Genomic DNA, 20,430 nt, shown 5'->3' with positions numbered 1-20,430 from the left:
CGCCCGCACCCCATGTGGCATGGGTTTGCGGGCGACAAGGTGACCCTGGCCTGCCGCCGCGAGGTTCCCGTGCCGGGTATTAGTCACTTTTGTGCCATCGTCGGCACGTTTGCCATCAGAGTTTTCCCTGATAGAAATTGGATTTACACCTCATATAAGCAGGGCTATATTCGCTAATGAGCCTTTCGGCTCAATAGCAGTCCTGGAAAGCCTACGAGCACCCCGCACGTGGGCTTTTTTTTGCGCCCACTTGTTTGGTTGTGCGCCTTTGGCCGCATGCGCCGCTGGACGTACTTCAGAGTGCCTGATGACATTAGACGACAGGTAACATCCCGCCAATCGTTCGAACTGCCGGGCCTTTTGCCTTTATTTCCCCTTTTATTTCCGTATTTTTCGCTTTCTTCGGAAATGTTCGAAAATGTCTTGCTGCAACCCTCAAGCTTGCCTCGTTCCCTGCCGTTAAGTCCGCGATGCGGCGTCGCCCCGGAAATCTGTCCGGGACGCGGAAAAAGCGCGCGGAATAATAATAGAAAAGGAGCCGGAAGATGCGTTGGTTGCGAAACTTTGGCATTGGGGCGCGCCTGACGTTGGCGTTCTCGTTGATGACGTTGCTGATGGCTGCCGTGGCGGCGCTGGGCATGATGTCCCTGCGCACCATGGACGAAACGATGCGCGTGACCGTGGCAGCGCGCTTGGGCAAGGTGCTGGAGGTCGAACACGTCAAGCAGGCTGCGCTGCAGGTTGGCATCCTGGTGCGCGATGCCACGCTGAACGAGGATCCGCTTGCGGTACGGCGCAACGCCGAACGCATCGGCACATTGCGCCAGGGCATGGGTTCCACCCTGGATGAAGTGGGGCAGTCCCTTTCCAAGTCCGGCAGCCCGGAAGTTCAGCAGGTTTTTCGCCGCCTGATCGAAGCACGCAATGCCTATAACGGCCAGCTCGACATGGTGCTGCGCCAATTGGAGGCTGGTGAGTTCGATGGCGCGCGCAGCGCGCTGGTGGCGACCCTGCCGGCGGCCCAGGCGCCTTATTTCGACCAGTTGAGCGAACTGACCGAGGTCGGACGCAAGGCAGCGCAGGCTGCCGTGCAGGAGGCGGGCGCCAGCTACGAGATGGCCCGCGACCTGCTGCTGGGCCTGGCTGCGGTGGCGGTGGCCCTGGCGGTGGCCTTGGGCGTCGGCATCACGCGTTCGATCACGCGGCCGGCGCACCAGGCGCTGGAAGCGGCACAGGCGCTGGCGCACGGCAACCTGACGTACGCCATCAAGGTGAGGAGCGACGACGAAATGGGCCGCATGCTGGGCGCGCTGGGGCGCGCTTTCGGCCAACTGGCGACGCTGGTGCACGGCATACAGGGCGCGAGCCGCTCCATCGATGGCGCCACCCGCGAAATCGCCAGCGGCAACACCGATCTTTCCCAGCGCACCGAAGAACAGGCTGCGTCGCTTGAGCAGACCGCTGCCTCGATGGAGCAGCTCACCTCCACGGTCAAGCAGAATGCCGCGAATGCACGGCATGCCAATGAGCTGGCGGCCAGTGCCTCCGGCGTGGCGATCGAGGGCGGGCGCGCCGTGCGCGGCGTGGTCGAGACCATGCAGCAAATTTCGCAATCGTCGGCCAAGGTCGCGGAGATCGTCGGCGTGATCGAGGGGATTGCCTTCCAGACCAATATCCTGGCACTGAACGCGGCGGTGGAAGCCGCCCGTGCCGGCGAGCAGGGGCGGGGCTTCAGCGTGGTGGCGGCCGAGGTGCGCAGCCTGGCCCAGCGCTCTTCGTCGGCAGCCAAGGAGATCGGGCAACTGATCAATGGCTCGGTGGGGCAGGTAGCCCATGGCGCCAGGCAGGTGGAGGACGCCGGCCGCACCATGGACGATATCGTTGGCGCGGTGAAGCGCGTGACTGACATCATGGGCGAGATCGCCGCGGCCAGCGAGGAGCAGTCGTCCGGCATCGAACAGGTCAACCGCGCCATCAGCCAGATGGAAAGCGTGACGCAGCAGAATGCCGCACTGGTCGAGCAGGCCGCCGCCGCCGCCGAGAGCCTGCAGCAGCAGGCTGCCGGGCTGGTGGACGAGGTGTCCCGTTTCCAGGTAGCACCGGCGGATGCGCGCGCGGTGCAGCCTCGCGAAGCGGCTCGGGCACCGGCGCTGCAAGCGGTGGCGAAAGCACGTGTGGCCCCGGCCGCCCCGCTGCTGCAAGCAGTACAAGCCGCGCCCGCCGCCCGTGTGGTGCCGGCCGCCACCGCCAGGATAGCCACCCGGCCCGCGGCGGCAGCGCCGCGTACTGGCGCGGTCAGGCCCTCCCGCGAGCCTGTGCTGCCTGGCAAGACCCGTGCGCCGGTGGTGCGCCAGGCGCGCGAACCGGTGCTGTCTTCCAAGTCGGTCCCGGCCGCTCGCCAGGCCAAGCCTGTGCCGGCCGTATCATCCGCGCCGCGCCGCGCCGCGAGCGCGCCGGCCCTCGCCGTGGCCAATGGCGACTGGGAATCCTTCTGAACTTGCGCGTCGTTCCGAAACGGGGCCCGGCGAGCCGGCCGGGCGCGGCTGCAAGGTGGAAGGCTTAGGCCTACAATTACGCCCTTGTATAAAAAACAGGCAGGAGCGATGCCACCCGTGCGCGGCGGCATCGCACTCCATGTCCCCGCAGTGCGTTCTCTCTCCCGCCAGCCCATGACCGCCGTCTCCGTGCCGTCGTTTCCGACGGTTGCCATTCCGCCTTCTATCGTCTCTTCACCCACCTGCGCAGTTTCCGTGTCGTCGGGCTCTGCCCCGGCCCCCGCCGGAGGTGCCGGCAGCCACGGCAATGCGGCGTCCGGGCCTCCGGCCATGCCGCCGGTACCGGTGATGCAAGTCATCTTCGGCCTGATGCTGGCCATCCTGCTGGGCGCGCTCGAGCAATCGATCGTCGCCGTGGTGCTGCCGGACATCGCGCTGCAGCTCAATGGCTTCGAGGAGATGGCGTGGGTGATCTCGGCTTACCTGGTGGCGTCCACCGTGGTGACCCCGATCTACGGCAAGCTGTCGGACTTGCTGGGGCGGCGCTCGGTGCTGTCGTTTGCCATCGTGCTGTTCCTGCTGGCCTCGGTAGCCTGCGCGCTGGCGCAGACCATGCCGCAACTGATCATCGCGCGCATCCTGCAAGGCCTGGGCGGCGGCGGCCTGATCTCGGTGGCGCAAGCCACCATCGCCGATGTGGTGCCGCTGCGCGACCGTGGCCGCTACCAGGGCTATGTGAGCGGCGTGTGGGCCGTGGCCAGCATGGCTGGCCCGGTGATCGGCGGCTACCTGGCGCACTACCTGTCGTGGCGCTGGATTTTCTGGATCAACCTGCCGCTGGCGCTGGTCGCGCTGGTGGTGGTCCGCCGCACGCTCAGGCACCTGCCGGCGGGCGGGCGCCGCCATCGTATCGATTACCTTGGGGCGCTGCTGTTCGGCGGTGGCCTGAGCGGTGTGCTGGTGTTCCTGACGCGGCTCGGGCAGGGCCAGTCGGCCGCGACGCCGCAGACCCTTGGCTTGCTGGTGGCGGGCCTGGTCGCCATGGTGCTGTTCGTGTGGCAGGCGCGCCGGGCCAGCGAGCCGATGATCCCGCTGGACATGCTGCGGGTGCCGACCGTCGCGATCTGCTGCATCGCGCTGTTCCTGTGCTTTTTCCAGTTGATCGCCATGTCCGTGCTGTTGCCGCTGCGTTTCCAGGTGGTGGGCGGCGTGCAGGCCGACACCGCCGCGCTGCGGCTGGTGCCGCTGACGCTGGCCATCCCGTTCGGTGCGTTTTTCTCGGGGCGGCTGATGTCCTGGAGCGGCCGCTATAAGCCGCAGCAACTGGTGGGCACGCTGGTCGCGCCGCTTGCGATCGTGGCGCTGGCGTTCGTCGATCCGCATGCGGCGGTGCTGACCGCGCTGGTGATGGTGCTGCTCGGCCTGGCCATCGGCCTGCAATTGCCCAGTGCGATGGTGGCCACCCAGAACGCGGTGCCCGCGCACCAGGTCGGCGTGGCCACGGCGCTGACCTCCTTCTCGCGCATGCTGGGCGGCGCGGTCGGCGTGGCGGTGCTGACCACGGTGCTGATCGCCCTGTTGCGCCACGGCGGCATGGGCGTATCGGACCTGAAGGGTGGCGAAGACATCCTGATGAGCATGTTCCGCCGCGCCATCACAGGCGGCGATGCCGCCGATGCGGGTGCGGTGCGTGCCGCCGCCGAAGTGGCGTTCCGCATCCTGTTCCTGCTCAGTGCCGTGGTGTCGCTGGTGGCGCCCTTCCTGGTGGCGCGCCTGCCGGAAGCCACCTTGCGCGGCAGCAAGAGCGACGGCATGGCGGCGAGCATGGAATGATGGCTGGCGAGGTCAGGGGCCCGGTTGCGCCCCTGACGTGCTTTTTCCCAGGAAGCCGAATTCCACCGGCGTCTTGGCGTAGAACACCTGGATGTCTTCCTCGGCCAGCCGGTCGAACAAGCGCTGCACTTCCTCCTCCGTGGCAATCACGGTGATTTCTTCCGGCCGGTCGGCCAGTTCCATGAAATGCCAGGTGTGGAAGCGGCGGTCATGGCCGATGCCTTCCGCCGCCACTGTGTGCGTGGCACCGCGGATATGCAGGTCCCGCAGGACCTGCAGCAGCCAGTGCGACAACTGCTTGCCGTGGTGGCGCCGGTTCTCGATGGTGAAGAGCGTGAGCTGGAAGCCTTGCACGATAGCCCCCCTGCGCGCCCCGCCACGGCCTCCGCGTGCCGCGACCGTGGCATGGACGGCCGCCGCGGCAAGGTGCTTTCTCCAGTTTAGGCCAGCCGCCGCGGGCAGCCTGACACGCGCATTATCCGAGGGTTAACCCTGGTTCGTCCGCGCCGGACTTCCTTGTGGTCCGCCACGGCCCTCGCCCTCACTCCGGCGCTTCCTCCGCAACGGGCCCTTCGGCATCCAGTTCCTTCATGTTTTCCAGCAACTTGAGCAGGTAATGCAGCGTGTGGGTGATGTCGCTGGTTGAAAAATCGGTCAGCGCCCGCTCGTAGTAGTCGCGGATCTTGGGTTGCGCCAGTTTCAGCCACACATGGCGGCCGGTCTCGGTCATGGTGACCAGCCGCGAGCGCCGGTCGCGCCCGTCGGGCGCCAGGCTCAGGTGTCCGTCGCGCTCCATGCGGCTCACCAGGCCGGACAGGTTCTGCCGGCTCACCATCAGGTAGCGGGCCAGGTCCCCCACGCTCATGCCCTCGGCCGCCTGCGGCCTGGAAAGTGCCCCCAGCACCGCCCATTGCTGTGTCGTCAGGCCTTCGGCCTCCACGGCTCTCGATCCCGTTTTATGCAACATATTTGCGCATTGGTATAGGCGAAAGAACAGCCTGTTTGCCATTTCCATGCGCGCCGCCGGGGCGAGATCGTCTTCAAAATCGGGGTTAACCATCATGAATTCCTGGGTGGTCTTGCTTGCATTGGTTTGGTCGCACGCCTAATATACGTCAATATATTTACCTATTTAACGGCTGGCGCGCGGCGCGTCAGCCGCACGATAGCACCCTGGACCTGGAAGGAGAACACTGTGCAAGGACTCGAAGGCAAGACGGTCATCGTGACCGGTGGTGGTGGCGGCATCGGCGGGGCGACCTGCCGGCGCTTCGCACGCGAAAGCGCTGCCGTGGCGGTGCTGGACCTGAACCTGGAAGCGGCAAGGCAGGTGGCTGCCCGGATCCGCGAGGAAGGCGGCCGGGCGGAGGCGTTCCAGTGCGACATCACGGACCGCGCCAGCGTGGATGCGGCGGTTGCCGCCACCGTGAGCCAGCTTGGCCCCATCGACGTGCTGGTGAATAACGCTGGCTGGGACATATTCAAGCCGTTCACCAAGACCGAACCGGCGCAGTGGGAGCGCCTGATCGCCATCAACCTGACTGGCGCGCTGCATATGCACCACGCCGTGTTGCCCGGCATGGTGGAGCGCAAGCGCGGGCGCATCGTCAACATCGCCTCCGACGCGGCACGGGTGGGCTCCTCCGGGGAGGCCGTCTATGCCGCCTGCAAGGGCGGTCTGGTGTCGTTCTCAAAGACCATCGCGCGCGAGCATGCGCGCCACGGCATCACCGTCAACGTGGTGTGTCCAGGGCCGACCGACACGGCGCTGTTCGCGGACTACAAGCAAGGCGCCGGCAACCCGGAAAAGCTGATGGAAGCCTTCACCCGCTCCATCCCGCTGGGCCGCATCGGCCAGCCGGAAGACCTGCCCGGCGCGATCGTGTTCTTTGCCAGCGATGACGCTGCCTTCATCACTGGCCAGGTGCTGAGCGTGTCCGGCGGCCTGACGATGAACGGCTGACGCCGGCAAACACAAGACAAGTGAGACAAGTGAGAAAAGTGAGAAAAGTGGAGATAGCGCAATGAACTTCGAAGACATTCTGTACGAGAACCGCAACGGCGTGGCCTGGATCACCATCAACCGGCCGGACAAGATGAACTCGTTCCGCGGCCAGACCTGCGATGAACTGATCAAGGCCCTGAACAAGGCCGGCTACGACAAGGCCGTAGGGGCCATCGTTCTGGCCGGCGCCGGCGACCGCGCCTTCTGCACGGGCGGCGACCAGTCGGCGCACGACGGCAACTATGACGGCCGGGGCACCATCGGCCTGCCGATGGAAGAACTGCACGACGCCATCCGCAACGTGCCCAAGCCCGTGATTGCGCGCGTGCAGGGTTTCGCGATCGGCGGCGGCAATGTGCTGTGCACGATCTGCGATCTGACCCTCTGTTCGGAGAAGGCGATCTTCGGCCAGGTAGGGCCGAAGATGGGATCGGTCGATCCAGGTTATGGAACCGCGTTCCTCGCACGGGTGGTCGGCGAGAAGAAGGCCCGTGAAATCTGGTACATGTGCCGGCGCTATTCGGGCCAGGAGGCCGTCGCGATGGGCCTCGCCAATGCGTGCGTGCCGCACGACCAGCTGGACGCGGAAGTGCAGAAGTGGGGAGAAGAACTCTGCGAGCGCAGCCCTACGGCACTGGCCATCGCCAAGCGCAGCTTCAACATGGACACGGCACACCAGAGCGGCATCGCCGGCATGGGCATGTACGCGTTGAAGCTGTACTACGACACCGAGGAATCGCGCGAAGGCGTGGCAGCGCTCAAGGAAAAACGCAAGCCGGAGTTCCGAAAGTACGCAAAGTAAGAGCGGCCGGCAAGCCTCGCTGCCGATCGATTTCACGCATGCCAATTGGCGCGCCCGCCGCGCGCCAGCCCCGTTTTTTTCCCCTGCTCACCCAGGAGACAAGCGAATGAACCCCTATCTCAATGAAGACCTCGTAACACTTGGCGACCACGCACGGCGCTTCGCTACCGATCGCATCGCGCCGGGCTACCAGGAGCGCGATGCGTCCCGCGTCCTTGATCGTACCCTCATGCGGGAGATGGGCGAGATGGGGTTCATCGCCCCGGAACTGCCGGAGGAGCATGGCGGTCAAGGCCTCGGGTGCCTTGCCGCCGGCGTCATCCACGAGGAGGTGGCCCGGGCCGACCTGAGCCTCTCGTACATCAACCTCCTGGCTTCGCTCAACGGGCAGATCCTTGCGCACCACGGCAAGCCGGAGGTGGTGCGCCCCTGGTTGACGCGGCTCACGCGCGGCGAAGCGTTGCTGGCGATCGCGCTGACCGAACCGCGCGGTGGCTCGGATGCTGCCAACCTGCGGCTGCGGGTCGAGCGTGTCGGCGACGCGTACGTGATCAACGGCGAGAAGACATCGATCTCGGCAGCCGACCAGGCCGACGCGGCGGTCGTATTCGGACGTACCGGCACCGTCGAGTCCGCTGCGCACGGCGTCACGGCGCTCCTCGTGCCCATGGACCTGCCCGGGATCACGACCAACCGCTTCAACTGCCACGGGCAACGAGCGATCGGGCGGGGTTCGATCTTCTTCGAGAACGTGCGTGTCCCGGTGGACCACCGGCTCGGCGACGAGGACAAGGGCTTTGTGCAGGTGATGCAGGGCTTCGACTTCTCGCGGGCGCTGATCGGGCTTCAGGTACTCGCCGTGGCCCGCGTCGCGCTTGAGGAAACCTGGGCCTATGTCGCGGAACGGCAGGCGTTCGGCAAGCCGCTTTCCGCGTTCCAGGGTGTATCGCATCCGCTGGCCGACTTCGATACACAGGCCGTGGCGGCACGGCTGCTGTGCCTGCAGGCGCTGTGGTTGAAGGATAACGGCGCGCCGCACAGCGCGGAGGCGGCCATGTGCAAGTGGTGGGCTCCGAAGCTCGCCTACGACGTCGTGCACCAATGCCTGCTGATGCATGGGCATGGCGGCTATGACCGCGGCTTGATGGAGCAGCGCCTGCGCGATGTGCTGGGATTCCAGATCGGCGACGGCACCACCCAGATCATGAAGACCATCATCGCCCGCGACCGCGCCGGCCGTGGCGCGGTGCCGGCCTGATCAGGCTTGTTCCTGCTTGTTCCTGCTTGTTCCAAATAACGACAAAAGGAGACCCCCCATGGAATTCGACGCCGTCCTGCTGGCGCCACGCCGCGCGCAGAGCATCGCCAAAGGCCACTGGCACGATCGCACGATCAATGACGATCTGGACGCCTGCATTGCTGCCTGTCCGGGCAAGCTCGCACTGACGGCGGTACGGGGCGAAACGGGGGAAACACGGCGCTTCACCTATCGCCAGCTGGGCGCGATGGCGGACCGGATCGCCGTGGGACTGGCCCGCCTGGGCGTGGGCCGCAATGACGTCGTGGCGATGCAACTGCCGAACTGGTGGGAGTTCAGCCTGCTCTATCTGGCCTGCTCGCGCATCGGTGCGGTGCTCAATCCTCTGATGCATATCTTCCGGGAGCGCGAGCTCTCGTTCATGCTCAAGCACTCAGAGGCGAAAGTCCTGATCGTGCCGAAGGTGTTCCGGGGCTTTGATCACGAGGCAATGGCCAGATCCTTGCAACCGGGTTTGCCATTCCTGCGGCGCATCGTCGTCGTGGGCGGCGACGGTGCCGATGACTTCGAGGCATTGCTTGCAACGCCAGCGTGGGAGAAGGAGCCGGATGCCAAAGCCATCCTCGCAAGCCACCGGCCCGGTCCAGACGACATCACGCAGCTGATCTACACATCCGGCACGACCGGCGAGCCCAAAGGCGTGATGCACTCGGCCAACACCTTGATGGCCAACATCCTGCCTTACGCCGAGCGTTTGAATCTGGGCCATGGCGACGTCGTGCTGATGGCATCGCCAATGGCGCACCAGACCGGCTTCATGTACGGCCTGATGATGCCCGTCATGCTGCAGGCCAGCGTGGTCCTGCAAGACACCTGGGAGCCGGGCAAGGCCATCGAAGTCATCCGCGCCGAAGGCGTCAGCTTCACGATGGCCTCGACGCCATTCCTGACGGACCTCACCAAGACGGTCCAGGAGACCGGCCGTGCCGTGCCAAGCCTGCGGACCTTCCTGTGCGCCGGGGCGCCCATCCCGGGCCCGCTGGTCGAGCAGGCGCGCCAGGTGCTAGGCACGAAGATCGTATCGGCGTGGGGCATGACGGAGAGCGGTGCCGTCACCCTGATCAGGCTCGATGACGAGGACCATCTTGCGTTCACCACAGACGGTTGCCCGCTCCCGGGGGTCGAGCTGCAGGTCATCGATTCCGACGGGAAGCCGCTGCCACCCGCTGAGGTTGGCAGGCTTGTCGTGCGCGCCTGCTCGAATTTTGGTGGCTACCTGAAGCGGCCGCATCTGAACGGCACGGATGCCGACGGCTGGTTTGACACCGGCGACCTGGCTCGCATGGACGTCAATGGCTACATCCGCATCAGCGGACGCAGCAAGGACGTGATCATCCGCGGTGGCGAGAACATCCCCGTGTTCGAGATCGAGGCGCTGCTCTACAAGCACCCCGCCGTATCGCAAGTCGCCATCGTCGCCTATACCGACCAGCGGCTCGGCGAGCGAGCCTGCGCCGTGGTCGTGCCCAAGCCGGGCCAGCGTCTCGACTTCGCCGGCATGCTGGACTTCCTCAAGGCGCAGAAAGTCGCGATCCAGTACATCCCCGAGCGGCTGGTCGTGCGCGACACGATGCCTGCCACACCCTCCGGGAAGATCCAGAAGTTCAGGCTGCGCGACATGTTGAGCGACGGCACACTTTGAAAAGTCATCCGTCCCTGGCACCGTTGAGCATCCGGCGCACGCCCCGGCTCTAAGGGGAAAAAGGCTGAATGTCAAGTCAACGGACGCCTGATACGATGCGTTTAGTGGAAAGCTGGTCTGTCTGGCCGGCTCAATGTTCGCGTGCTCATAGCCGCCCGGACGGCGGCCTTCCAAGGAAATGTCATGAAGAAGATTGTCGCTACCGCTTTCGCTCTGTGCCTTGGGGCTGCTTCCATCGCCGCGCAGGCGCAAAACACCGGCAAGGTCGATCCCTACACCCAGGGGGCGAAGGCCGGAAAGCCGGACCCGTACACCGATGGTGCCAAGGCTGGCAAGGCCGACCCCTATACCGACGGGGCCAAGTCTGGCGACAAGTTCGATCCGTATACGCAGGGCGCAAACAAGAGTTCGCGCGCCGACCTGACGGACTCGAAGTCGAAGAAGTCGTCGCACAAGAAGCAAACCAAGAAGGCTGTGCCGGCACCTGTTGCCGGGACCTGAGCCGTCTGGCTCCGCGGCGACGGTTGCCGCAAACCGGGTAAAGCCCGCAACCAGCGGGCTTTACTTGCTGACACGATACAGTGACAGGGATCAACGCGACTCGCCGGGCGGCGTGATTGCGGTCGTGTCGATCCGCGAATCTTGCCGTTCTCCCTGACTTCCATACGCAGCGCGAAGCCCTTGCTCGGGCAATACCAATCGGCAATCTGCATGACACGAAGGTGTCGTCATGATCAGCGCATCGACAAGCTGCGCCGGCCCAGGCGAGGAGCGCTTTTCGCAAGTGATCGGTATGCACTCTTGCGGCCCGAGACCAGCGCGTTTCCCAGCTGTTCGCCTTGCCCGCCGGTGACGTCGCTTCGGCTGGCCGCGGCGGCCCGGGGGTATTAACAAATACTTACAGCACAAGTGCCCGGCCCACATTATGCTCGCGGAGCCAAAAAATGTGGCGGGCCAGACCTGTTTTCCGACGGCCGGTGACGCGGGCGAGGCCCGCGCGCGGATGTCGGTGCTGGCTGCGAATTCCAAAGAGAGGAGAATCTCATGAGCGGGATCCGCTTGTTGACCCTTGTAGCAGTTGCCACCCTGGCAGCCACTGCCGCATCGGCTCATGCGCAGTACGTTAAAGGCGGAATGGGCGAAGAAGTCAGGATTGGCGCCGATTTCGGTGGAGGATCTGCCCATCCCGTCGGCAGCCGCCGACTGCTCGATAGCGATGGCCTCATTGCGGCAGGGCGCGACAAGGGGCGGGCGCGTGCCAGGAATCGATACGAAGTTCGTGGCGGCAGCCAGCATGGGAAGATCCCTTTGCTTCCGGGCAAGAATTTGCCATAGGTGGTCTCGACCCTCGTCAGCCATCGGCGGGAATGGCCCCGGCTCGGGGCGTGACAGTGGACTTGATTCAACGCCCTCGCGCGAGGTGCGCGGAACGAGCCCCGTGATTAGTGTTCGTAGTGCTCGGCTCGCCGCCGCCGCCCGTGATTCGCATGACGAATGCCGCGCTCCGGTCGCGTGCGACCGGAGCGCGTAGCCTGCGGCGGCGTTGTGCGTTATGCGCCGTAGTAGAAGGGGGTGCGCACAGCATCGATGCGGAGTTGGGCGCTAGCCATCGACGGGTTGCTGGTCGCCTGCGGCGTGCTCTGCGCGGCGGTACTGGCGGCAGCGTTCTCCGCTTGCACCTTGGCTTCCGCCGCCTGGATGTCCTGCGGATAGTGGGCGTTTTCGCCACCGCCAGGCCGGTAGCCCGCCTGTTCCAGGCGAATCAGGTCGGCGCGGACTTCGGCGCGGGTGATCGGCGCCTGCTCGCTTTGCGCGAAAGACACGGCTGGCACGGCCAGGGCGCAGGAGATCATTACAGTGCGAATCAGTGCTTTCATGATGCATTACCTCTTTCGGTGAAATGGCCCGCTATCGCCTGGGCCGCGGCGCTTTCATCGACATGATGGAAAGGCTGTACCCAGTATTGGCCCCGGGCACTGACCCGAGCCTGACCATCTCATTACAATCGTGTCATCTGCGCCCCTTGTCGCAGGGGGCGGGGAACGCTGTCGATCGATTACAGATTTGTCATTCAAGGGCGGCGCGGCGGGGGCTATCATCCGGCATGCGGGGCGCCGCTGCGCGCCTTGCATGCACCGGCTAGACGAGGGCGATCATGAGAATTCTGGTGGTGGAGGACGAGCCCAAGACGGGCGAATACCTGCGCAAGGGGCTCACCGAGTCCGCCTTCGTGGTCGACCTGGCCGTGACCGGCGCCGACGGCCTGCACCAGGCGCTGGATGTCAGCTACGACCTGGTGATCCTGGACGTGATGCTGCCCGGCATGAACGGTTGGGAAGTGCTCAAGCAACTGCGCGAGCACAAGGACACGCCGGTGCTGTTCCTTACCGCGCGCGACGAGGTGGAGGATCGCGTGCGTGGCCTGGAGCTGGGCGGCGACGACTATCTCGCCAAGCCGTTTGCCTTCGTCGAGTTGCTGGCGCGCGTGCGCACGCTGCTGCGGCGTGGACCGGTACGGGAAGCCGACCGCATCGAGATCGAAGACCTGGAGATCGACCTGATCCGCCATCGCGTGACGCGCGCGGGGCGCCGGATCGAGCTTACGCCGCGCGAGTTCTCGCTGCTGCATTTCCTGGCGCGACGGCACAGCGAAGTGCTCAGCCGTACCCAGATCGCCTCCCATGTCTGGGATATGAACTTCGACAGCGATACCAATGTGGTCGACGTGGCGGTGCGCCGCCTGCGGGCCAAGATGGACGATGACTTCCAGCCCAAGCTGATCCATACCGTACGCGGCATGGGCTATGTGCTGGAGAGCCGACACACCTGATGCGCAGGATCTCGCTCACCGCCCGCCTGGCGCTCGCCTTTGGCCTGGTCGCCGCGCTCGTGTTCGGCGGCGTGGGCGCCTACCTCTACTGCGCGCTCGCCACGCAGGTGATCGAGCGCGACGATGCCGAATTGCTGCGCAAGGCGGTGCGCGTGCGTGGCGAACTGGCGGAACTGGCGGAACTGGGCTCCCGTGCCGGCGAGTGGCGGGAGGTGGCCGGCGTGGTGTCCGGCAACGAGGAGTTCGCTCTGGTCGTGCGCGCATCCGGCGGCTCCTTGCTGGTATCCGCCAATACCGGCAAGGAGCCACCGCCCGATTTGCCTCCACTTGCCGCGGATACACCGTTCGACCCCGCGTCGATCCGCACCTGGACGCAGCAGCAAGGCTATCCCGTGCACGGCGTAAGTGCCCTCGTGCGTCGGCATGCGGCCGCGCCGCCGCTGACGTTCACGCTCTACCAGACCGCCATCTCGCGCACCACGATGTTGCGCGCCTACCGCACCAAGCTGCTGCTGGCCGGACTGCTCGGCGCGCTGGCGGTGGCCGCGCTCGGCTACCTGGTGCTGCGCGCCGGCATGGCGCCGCTGCGGCGCATCGCCGCCGGTGCCTCGTCGGTCACGGTGCGGCGCCTGGCGTTGCCGGTGGACCCGGCGCAGTTGCCGCCCGAACTGGAGGAACTGGCCGCGGCCTTGCAGCAGATGATGGACCGCTTGCGCGATGGCTTTGAGCGGCTCTCACAGTTTTCGGCCGATCTGGCGCACGATTTCCGCACGCCGATCGGCAACCTGCTGGGCCAGAGCCAGGTCGCGCTGGCGAGCGAACGCAGCGCCGACGAGTACCAGGCCTTGCTGGCCTCCAATATCGAGGAATACGAGCGGCTTGCCCGCATGATCGAGAACATGCTGTTTCTCGCGCGGGCGGAGAACGCCCGCGTGGCCGTCAAGCCCGCGCGCCTGGACCTGGCGCGCGAACTGGGCGCGCTGTCGGATTACTTCGAAGGGCTGGCCGAGGCGCGCGGCGTGGCGATTGCGGTGGACGGGGGCGGCGCGGTGGAGGCCGATCCACTGCTGCTGCGGCGCGCGGTCAGCAACCTGGTGGCCAATGCCATCCGCTACACGCCGGCCGGGCAGACGGTGGTGCTGGCGGCACGTTCCACGCCGGACGGCATCAGCATCGAGGTGCGCAACCCTGGCGCCGGCATCGCGCGGGAACACCTGCCCAGGCTGTTCGACCGCTTCTTCCGGGGCGATCCCGCCCGTGCCAACTCAGGGGAGTCGGCAGGCATCGGCCTGGCCATTGTGAAGTCGATCATGGACTTGCACCACGGCCGCGTCGAGGTGGAGTCGGAGGTTGGGGGTACCACGGTGTTCAGGCTGCTTTTTCCGGCAGGGATGGCCGATGCCGCACCGGTTCGGCACTTCGCGTGATGTTGCGGCCTGTGCTCAAGGTACGGCTTCCTCCCACCCGGTCCGAAGCGCGAAACATGGCCGGCGCCACTCAATTCACGCCCGCTGCAAAAAAACCTGTTCAAAAATCAAAAAGCTTGTTGTAGAATGCGGCCTCCGTTTCGCAAGTAGCAGCAGCAAGCAGCAGGAAACGGAGATTGTTCCCCGATAGCTCAGTTGGTAGAGCGCCGGACTGTTAATCCGTAGGTCCCTGGTTCGAGCCCAGGTCGGGGAGCCAGATAAGCGGGAGTAGCTCAGTTGGTAGAGCGCAACCTTGCCAAGGTTGAGGTCGCGAGTTCGAGCCTCGTCTCCCGCTCCAGACATACGCGTACAGAGTTCCACGGAAGTCTGTACGTCCTTGAAAAAAGGGGCGAAAGCCCCTTTTTTCATTCCAGCGGGTTCCACCTGGAATCCACCAGCCTGGCAGCCAGCACCATCTAGTCCATCCGATACCGACCGGACTGTCCCTCGCCGTATCAGCCGAAGGCGGCAAAAGCTGGCATTTCCGCCACTGCCGGGGCGACAAGCAAAGGCGCTTCTCCTTCGGTAGCTATCCTGAAATCTCCTCAAGAACGCAGCGTTCGAACCTGTTTGGGAAGACTCGCGGCGTTTTCGATATTTATCCTATAGACGCAATCCTTCGCAGCAATAACACTCTCGAACTGCTGGCAGGTGACTGCTCGCTGGTTTTGCTTTCAACGGCCTAGAGACCGTTGGCGAGAATGGAAAGCGAGTGAAGGTATGTCAATGACTAGCCCCAACCGAATTCTAAGATTTCTGGCGTTACCCATATGCGGCGGGTTGACTGTTTCTCTTCCATTTGTGGCCTATTCGTGGGCGAAAGATGCGCCGTTTGAAGTAGGTGGGGCTTTCCTGTTCTTTTTAGTTGGAACCATCCTGGTTGCAGTTGTGGGTTGGCCGCTGCTGGTTTTAATTGAATGGAAATTCTCCCGGTACCGGATTCGGTACATTATAGGAGGCTTTGCCTGCGCTCTGTTGATCTGGCTTTTTTTTGAAGGGGCATTCTATGTCGGGGCCTGGGAAACAATCTGGACAAACCGATATTTCTGGGGTGAACGGGCGCCTCGCAGAATCGTGCTCTTCTCGTTAATAGGATTGGGTGCAGGCACCCTGTATTCCGGTGCTGTTGCCATCATCAACAAGAGAGCGCCGGAGCGGAAGATTGATGGAGACTGGAATAAATGAAGCCAAAGACTAGATTTGAATTGTTTCGCTGGACATATTTTTTACTTCTCTGGCTCATTACTACGGGATTAATTATTGCGATATTTGAAGCTGTCATTGGTCCTGCATTTCAATGGGCGTACGGCCCTACGCATCAATTGCCGACTTGGAACCAAGGGGGGCAAGCAGTGGTATTCGCGGTGCTGTTCAGTTTGTTCGCGGCGACAGTGTCATGGTTTTACGAGAAAAAAACGTCTGGCCGATAGGCGTACCTGATGCAGGGCGGCCTGGTGGATGGCGAACTGATCGCGCCAATGTTGTCCAGGTCGGTGCGTGCCTTACGGGCACCGGCGCTAGCGTGGTCTGCCACGAGCGCTCTTCCTGGCATTCCCGGCGCGAGGCGCCTCTTTACCCGCCAAGGCGCCGCCGCCGTTTACCTGCTCCATCCACGACAAGGCGTCGACGTACGACAGGAACTGGCGGAGGTATCCTGGCGAGAGTTCGCGCATCAGTGAGAGCGACCGATGTACGAGGCGGCTCGAGTTGAGCGGGCCGGCATTATCGGGCACCTGCTCCAGCGACTGCCGCAACTGCCGATCGGTACTGACCCTGGACCAGGCCTCCCTGAAGTAATCGAGCACCTTCAGTTCGGGATAGGCTGCGCGCGGGGGCACCGCGTGAATCGCTGCGGGGCCGCCTCCGTCCGCTGGTGCCTGGCTGGCGATGTAATCGATCAGTCCGGCAAGCGCCCCGCGAGCGGGCTCGCATGGCGATGGTTTGCCGCCGATATCGTCGATATCGCCAGCCTTGCATGCGGCGTTTTCAAGATCGCCGGCATAGGCCTGGAGCAGTTTGGACAGCTTGTCGTCCAGGATGGCTCGCGCATCGCCGCTGTGGCCGGCCGCCCGTCGCGCCAGCGCCTCGATGAAATGAAAGCGCACGGGATCCAGGCGGTCGGCGCCTCGCTCGCGCCATGCGTCGAGCGTGGCCCGGGCTTCGGATGTCTTGCCGGCGCGCGTCTCGTCAGTCTCGTCACTACTCACGGGGTTTCACCGTAGCGGTGGACGGCCTGGGGATTGGCGCAATTTCCACGCGCCGGTTCCTGGCCCGCCCCGCGTCGTCGGCATTCGAGGTCACGGGCTGCTGGGAGCCGAACGCGGCCGCGAATACCGAGGAGGGCGGGAGGCCTTCCTCGATCAACGCACGGGTTACCGTCAACGCGCGCTGGGCCGACAGCTCCCAGTTGTCGGCGAACCGGCGGTTGCCCTCCCGCATCCGCTGGTCATCGGTAAAGCCGCTCACCATCAGGATCTCCTCTCGGGCCCGGAGGTAAGCGGACAGCGGCGCGGCCAGGCTCTTCAACACTTCGCGGCCTTCGGGCTGCAATTGATCGGAGTTGCGGGCGAACAGCACACTGCCGCTGATGCCGATGCGCCCGTTGACCAGCGTCACCCGGCCCGCCGCCAGCGGCCCCGCCAGCGCCTGCTCCAGGGCCTCGCGGCGATGCTTCTCCTCCTGCCGCTGTCTGACCTCCTCTTCCAGCCTGGTCGAGAGTTCCAGCTGCACGCCGATGACGCCCACCAGGATCAGGACAAAAGCGCCCAGCAGCACCGACATCAGGTCGCCGAAGACGGCCCATATCGGCACTGTCGGCTCTACGCCGGCGTCGATGTCCTCGCTCATGCTGCTTCGACGCCGGCGGGCGCCTGCCGACCGGCGATCTGCCGCAGCTCTTCGACGATCTGCTTCTGCGACATCATGCTCAGATCGATGACTTCCCTGGCCTGCGCCACGTAGTAGGCAAGCTGTTCGTCGCTCCGCGCGACGGACTTGTCCAGCGAGGCCTCGATGCGCTGCAGGTGGGCCACCAGCTTGTCGTTCGACTCGCCGAACAATTGCACGGCCATGCCGAATGCTTCGCCCAGGCTTGCCACCTCGACGGCACTGCCGGTGACCTGCGCGGCGACGGCTTCCAGCTTCCCGGTTTCGGTCTCGACCTTGTCGGTGAACCGGGTGCCGACACGATCAAGCAGATCCGCCGTGGTGCCGACCAGCGCATCGACGGCCGTCCGCTGCTCGGTGGAGGCATGGTTCACGGCATCGAGCAGGGTTTCCAGCGTTTCCAGCAGGCGGCTGCGCTCCTCCAGCATCGCGTTGTCGCGGACCATGCTGTCGGAGAGTTTTTGGCGCAGTTCGCCGATGACGTCGGCCGCGGCCTTGGGGGCCTCCGAAGCCGCTTGCACAAGCCGGGAGATTTCGGCGATGGTGTTGCTGGCGTGCGCCTGCGTCTGGGCAGATATCTCGCGCGCGGTCCGGGCCAGCGTGTCGCAGACTTCCTGCTGCCGGCCCGCATTGTGCGTGCCCGCCTGCTCCCATTGCGTGCTCAGCGTGGCGGCCATCGAACCGAGCGTCCCGGTCCAGGCCGCCAGCCGCTGCTGGTCCCGCGATGCCAGTTCCGCGTGCAGGTCAACATGCGACTGGCCCACCGTGCGCACCAGCGACGCCGACTGCTGCTCCAGGGTCGCCGCAGCCGCGGCCAAGGCCTGTTGGTTGTCGCCCGCCAGTTTCTCGCTGACGCGTTCGTGCTGGGACAGCGCGTTGCACCATGCTTCCGTCATGCTGCCCGCAGTGGCTTCCAGGCGGGTGGAGACGCCTTCCAGCAGGCCTGCGGAGCGTTGCTCGAAGGTGTCGGCGAATCGAACCAGCGAGGCACGCAGGTCCTGGGTCAGCGCCTCGCTCGATCGCTGGTGCCCCGCCAGCGCTTCGTTCCAGATGTCCGCCACGGTACCGGTCGCGGCTTCGAAACCGGTCGACAGGCCGTCCAGTTGCCGCTGCACGGCTTGTGTGACGGTGTCGTGCAACGAGGCCGTCTCGCGAGCGAGGCTTGCCATCGTGGCATCCACGGCCGGCTGGATCGCCGTGCCGGCTGCGCGGGCGCTCTCGGCGACGCTCTCCTTCATGGACTGTTCCACGGAGGCAGCCAGGCGGCTGTACGCAGCCTCGGTCTTGGTGTGGAAGGCGTCCTGGCTGGCGATCTGCCGCTCGTTCAAGGCCAGGCTCTGCTGCTCCATGGCAGCCATCATGGCCTGCAGCCGATCGACCAGGGTGGGCATCACCTCGGCCTGCCGCTGCAGGAGCTTGAAGGTTTCCTCGCGCTGGTGCGTCAGCGAGTGGATACGCAATGTCGTCGCGATCTTCTCGTCGAGCATTTGCGCCGCCTGGAGGCGCTCGCGCCGGGACAGCGCGGAAAGCAGCCCCAGCATCGCGGAGGTGGCCACGCCCGCGACCGAAGTGCCGAACGCAAATCCCAGGCCCTTGACCGGCGCGGCCAGCGAAGCGCGGATGGCCTGCAGGTCCGTAGCGCTCTCCAGCGCCATCCCGGTGCCCTTCAGGGTGGCCACCATGCCCAGGAACGTGCCAAGCATGCCCAGCAGCACCAGCAAGCCCACGAAATACGGCGTCAGCGCCGGCCCCGGCAAGCCCACGCGCTCACCCTCGATGCGCAGGCGCGTCGCATTGCGCAGGCTGGGGTGCAATTGATCCAGCCAGGCGCCCAGGCTGGCCGGAGGCTGGGACAGGCCCGCCACTGCCCTCGCCAGGGTGGCGGTGGCCTGGTGATAGCGTTTCAGCTCGAGCGCGCCTGCCAGGTAGCAGGCGCCGACCAGCATCGTGACGGACAGCGCCAGCGCGTTCGAACCGGCGTAGCCGGCGCCGATCCAGCACACGGCAACCAGACCCACCAGGAAAACAGCGAAATTAAAAAGATATCTGGACATGGCGTCCTGGTTAGCTGGAGCGAAGGGCCGCGAGCAGCCCTTCGACCGGTTGAAAACGAATATCCAGTTCGGCAAGCAAAACGCTCCGCATATCCTTGCGGAACGCATCCAGCCATGCGCCGGGCGTGACTGCCGCGGGCTCCCCCGAGGCCTGGGCGTCGGCCAGCGTCGCCTGCTCCGCCTGCCGCAAACGCTTGAAGTGCCCTTCGAGCAACACCGGCACGGCAGCAAGCAGACTGCGCTCGCGCGCACTGAGCGCCCGCTCCATGACGGCATCCACCACCGCGAGCCGGGACATGCCGGGCGTCCTGGCGGCCAGCATCGCCCGCAGGCGGCCGCGCAGGTTGCCGATGTCCATCTCCATCGCCTGCTGCATAGCGAGATAACGCTGACGATAAGTCGCGAAATCGGCGGCAGCATCCATGGGCTCCCCCTGGGTGAAGGCCTGCGCCTGCCCGCGCCGCCTGGCGTTGGCGGATGCGCCATCGCCGGCGATGGCATCCGCCAACGCAGTTCGCACACGGGTGCAATCGCGCTCCTCGGCGCTGCCGAAGGTTCGCGCGCCGGATGGCATCGACGGCGGATTGCCGTTCAGGGCCGCGGACAGCTCGATGGCGTCAGCCCAGCCGAGCCACTGGCTCAGTTGGTCCGAGAGCGATTGCCTGGATTCGGGAACAGCGACGTCCGTCAGGCGCGCAAGCAGGCGTATGAGCGTCGGGCCGCTGAAACTTGTGCGCTGTGACACTTGCACCATACCGGCGGAGTCAAAAACCGACTAGTTTACACGCCGGCGGGGGAGGGTCCCACTCCCTTTCGCTTTGAACTACCAACTGAACTACCAACAAGCAGGCAGAGCCACGACACTGTCGTCAGCGGCGGCGGCGCAAGCTCCACACGATCGTCAGCATCCTCGCCCGTTCGGGCGCCAGGTTTCGCGAACGCAATGCCGATGGAAACTTTCGCGACAAGGGGGTTGCCGAGCAGGGGTGATTAGTCCATAATGCAGTCCATCGATTCAGCGGGAAGTCGAAAAACTTCTTAAGAATCAATGGGTTATGAGTAGATTATGGGCGGCGATGGCAATCTCGTCTCCCGCTCC

The 20,430-nt window shown here is 65.0% G+C and carries 18 protein-coding genes and 2 tRNA genes; 13 read left to right on the top strand and 7 right to left on the bottom strand.

All coding sequences use genetic code 11. The features are described from left to right. Nucleotides 1–545 precede the first annotated feature (545 nt). Nucleotides 546–2,495 (top strand): methyl-accepting chemotaxis protein, encoded by a 1,950-nt coding sequence (locus AC1DQ3_RS16360; RefSeq protein ID WP_477121211.1) that lies wholly within the window; start codon nucleotides 546–548, stop codon nucleotides 2,493–2,495. 348 nt (nucleotides 2,496–2,843) lie between these two features. Continuing rightward, on the top strand, nucleotides 2,844–4,328 hold the full coding sequence (locus AC1DQ3_RS16355) for an MDR family MFS transporter (RefSeq protein WP_477121210.1): 1,485 nt from the start codon (nucleotides 2,844–2,846) through the stop codon (nucleotides 4,326–4,328). A gap of 12 nt (nucleotides 4,329–4,340) precedes the next feature. Here AC1DQ3_RS16355 and AC1DQ3_RS16350 read toward each other — a convergent pair whose 3' ends face one another. Then, nucleotides 4,341–4,682 (bottom strand): DUF190 domain-containing protein, encoded by a 342-nt coding sequence (locus AC1DQ3_RS16350; protein WP_477121209.1) that lies wholly within the window; start codon nucleotides 4,680–4,682, stop codon nucleotides 4,341–4,343. 187 nt (nucleotides 4,683–4,869) lie between these two features. Beyond that, on the bottom strand, nucleotides 4,870–5,388 hold the full coding sequence (locus tag AC1DQ3_RS16345; RefSeq protein ID WP_477121294.1) for a MarR family winged helix-turn-helix transcriptional regulator: 519 nt from the start codon (nucleotides 5,386–5,388) through the stop codon (nucleotides 4,870–4,872). A gap of 135 nt (nucleotides 5,389–5,523) precedes the next feature. Here AC1DQ3_RS16345 and badH point away from each other — a divergent pair, with 135 nt between their 5' ends. The 6 genes from badH (at nucleotide 5,524) to AC1DQ3_RS16315 (ending at nucleotide 11,430) form a co-directional block, all read left to right on the top strand. Then, nucleotides 5,524–6,291: a 2-hydroxycyclohexanecarboxyl-CoA dehydrogenase gene (badH, locus tag AC1DQ3_RS16340; protein WP_477121208.1), complete on the top strand. Its 768-nt coding sequence runs from the start codon at nucleotides 5,524–5,526 to the stop codon at nucleotides 6,289–6,291. 61 nt (nucleotides 6,292–6,352) lie between these two features. Then, nucleotides 6,353–7,135 carry a 2-ketocyclohexanecarboxyl-CoA hydrolase gene (badI, locus tag AC1DQ3_RS16335; RefSeq protein ID WP_477121207.1) on the top strand — a complete coding sequence of 261 codons (783 nt, stop codon included), beginning with the start codon at nucleotides 6,353–6,355 and terminating at the stop codon, nucleotides 7,133–7,135. 106 nt (nucleotides 7,136–7,241) lie between these two features. Beyond that, nucleotides 7,242–8,393 carry a cyclohexanecarboxyl-CoA dehydrogenase gene (gene aliB / locus AC1DQ3_RS16330; protein WP_477121206.1) on the top strand — a complete coding sequence of 384 codons (1,152 nt, stop codon included), beginning with the start codon at nucleotides 7,242–7,244 and terminating at the stop codon, nucleotides 8,391–8,393. 58 nt (nucleotides 8,394–8,451) lie between these two features. Further along, nucleotides 8,452–10,095: a cyclohexanecarboxylate-CoA ligase gene (aliA, locus tag AC1DQ3_RS16325; RefSeq protein ID WP_477121205.1), complete on the top strand. Its 1,644-nt coding sequence runs from the start codon at nucleotides 8,452–8,454 to the stop codon at nucleotides 10,093–10,095. Nucleotides 10,096–10,278: 183 nt separating this feature from the next. Beyond that, on the top strand, nucleotides 10,279–10,596 hold the full coding sequence (locus AC1DQ3_RS16320) for an amino acid ABC transporter permease (RefSeq protein WP_477121204.1): 318 nt from the start codon (nucleotides 10,279–10,281) through the stop codon (nucleotides 10,594–10,596). A 543-nt stretch (nucleotides 10,597–11,139) separates the two neighbouring features. Then, complete coding sequence (locus AC1DQ3_RS16315; protein ID WP_477121203.1) at nucleotides 11,140–11,430, top strand: hypothetical protein; 291 nt, start codon at nucleotides 11,140–11,142, stop codon at nucleotides 11,428–11,430. 215 nt (nucleotides 11,431–11,645) lie between these two features. Here AC1DQ3_RS16315 and AC1DQ3_RS16310 read toward each other — a convergent pair whose 3' ends face one another. Continuing rightward, entirely contained in the window at nucleotides 11,646–11,972 is a 327-nt protein-coding gene (locus AC1DQ3_RS16310) for a DUF4148 domain-containing protein (RefSeq protein ID WP_477121202.1), read from the bottom strand. Nucleotides 11,973–12,250: 278 nt separating this feature from the next. On the opposite strand from AC1DQ3_RS16310, the gene AC1DQ3_RS16305 reads away from it, so the two are divergent. The 5 genes from AC1DQ3_RS16305 to AC1DQ3_RS16285 all read left to right on the top strand — a co-directional run bounded on the left by AC1DQ3_RS16305 (nucleotide 12,251) and on the right by AC1DQ3_RS16285 (nucleotide 15,576). Continuing rightward, nucleotides 12,251–12,925 carry a heavy metal response regulator transcription factor gene (locus AC1DQ3_RS16305; RefSeq protein ID WP_477121201.1) on the top strand — a complete coding sequence of 225 codons (675 nt, stop codon included), beginning with the start codon at nucleotides 12,251–12,253 and terminating at the stop codon, nucleotides 12,923–12,925. After that, entirely contained in the window at nucleotides 12,925–14,352 is a 1,428-nt protein-coding gene (locus AC1DQ3_RS16300) for a heavy metal sensor histidine kinase (protein WP_477121200.1), read from the top strand. The genes AC1DQ3_RS16305 and AC1DQ3_RS16300 overlap by 1 nt, the downstream gene beginning before the upstream one ends. Nucleotides 14,353–14,532: 180 nt before the next feature. Further along, nucleotides 14,533–14,608, top strand: a tRNA-Asn gene (locus tag AC1DQ3_RS16295). 5 nt (nucleotides 14,609–14,613) lie between these two features. Continuing rightward, nucleotides 14,614–14,689, top strand: a tRNA-Gly gene (locus AC1DQ3_RS16290). Nucleotides 14,690–15,117: 428 nt separating this feature from the next. Continuing rightward, the gene (locus AC1DQ3_RS16285) at nucleotides 15,118–15,576 is read left to right on the top strand and encodes a hypothetical protein (protein WP_477121199.1); all 459 of its coding nucleotides are present in this window, start codon (nucleotides 15,118–15,120) and stop codon (nucleotides 15,574–15,576) included. Between the two features lie 332 nt (nucleotides 15,577–15,908). On the opposite strand, the gene AC1DQ3_RS16280 is transcribed toward AC1DQ3_RS16285, so the two are convergent. From AC1DQ3_RS16280 to AC1DQ3_RS16265, 4 genes are read right to left on the bottom strand one after another with little or no spacing between them, the layout of a single operon-like run. Next, on the bottom strand, nucleotides 15,909–16,598 hold the full coding sequence (locus tag AC1DQ3_RS16280; protein ID WP_477121198.1) for a DUF2894 domain-containing protein: 690 nt from the start codon (nucleotides 16,596–16,598) through the stop codon (nucleotides 15,909–15,911). Continuing rightward, entirely contained in the window at nucleotides 16,591–17,238 is a 648-nt protein-coding gene (locus AC1DQ3_RS16275) for an OmpA family protein (protein WP_477121197.1), read from the bottom strand. The genes AC1DQ3_RS16280 and AC1DQ3_RS16275 overlap by 8 nt, the downstream gene beginning before the upstream one ends. Next, complete coding sequence (locus tag AC1DQ3_RS16270; protein ID WP_477121196.1) at nucleotides 17,235–19,331, bottom strand: DUF802 domain-containing protein; 2,097 nt, start codon at nucleotides 19,329–19,331, stop codon at nucleotides 17,235–17,237. Before AC1DQ3_RS16270 ends, AC1DQ3_RS16275 begins: the two co-directional genes overlap by 4 nt. Nucleotides 19,332–19,341: 10 nt before the next feature. Then, nucleotides 19,342–20,085 carry a DUF3348 domain-containing protein gene (locus tag AC1DQ3_RS16265; protein ID WP_477121195.1) on the bottom strand — a complete coding sequence of 248 codons (744 nt, stop codon included), beginning with the start codon at nucleotides 20,083–20,085 and terminating at the stop codon, nucleotides 19,342–19,344. Nucleotides 20,086–20,430 lie beyond the last annotated feature (345 nt).

The organism is Cupriavidus sp. 01T418, assembly GCF_056398885.1.
This window is presented reverse-complemented; position numbering and strand designations above follow the sequence as displayed.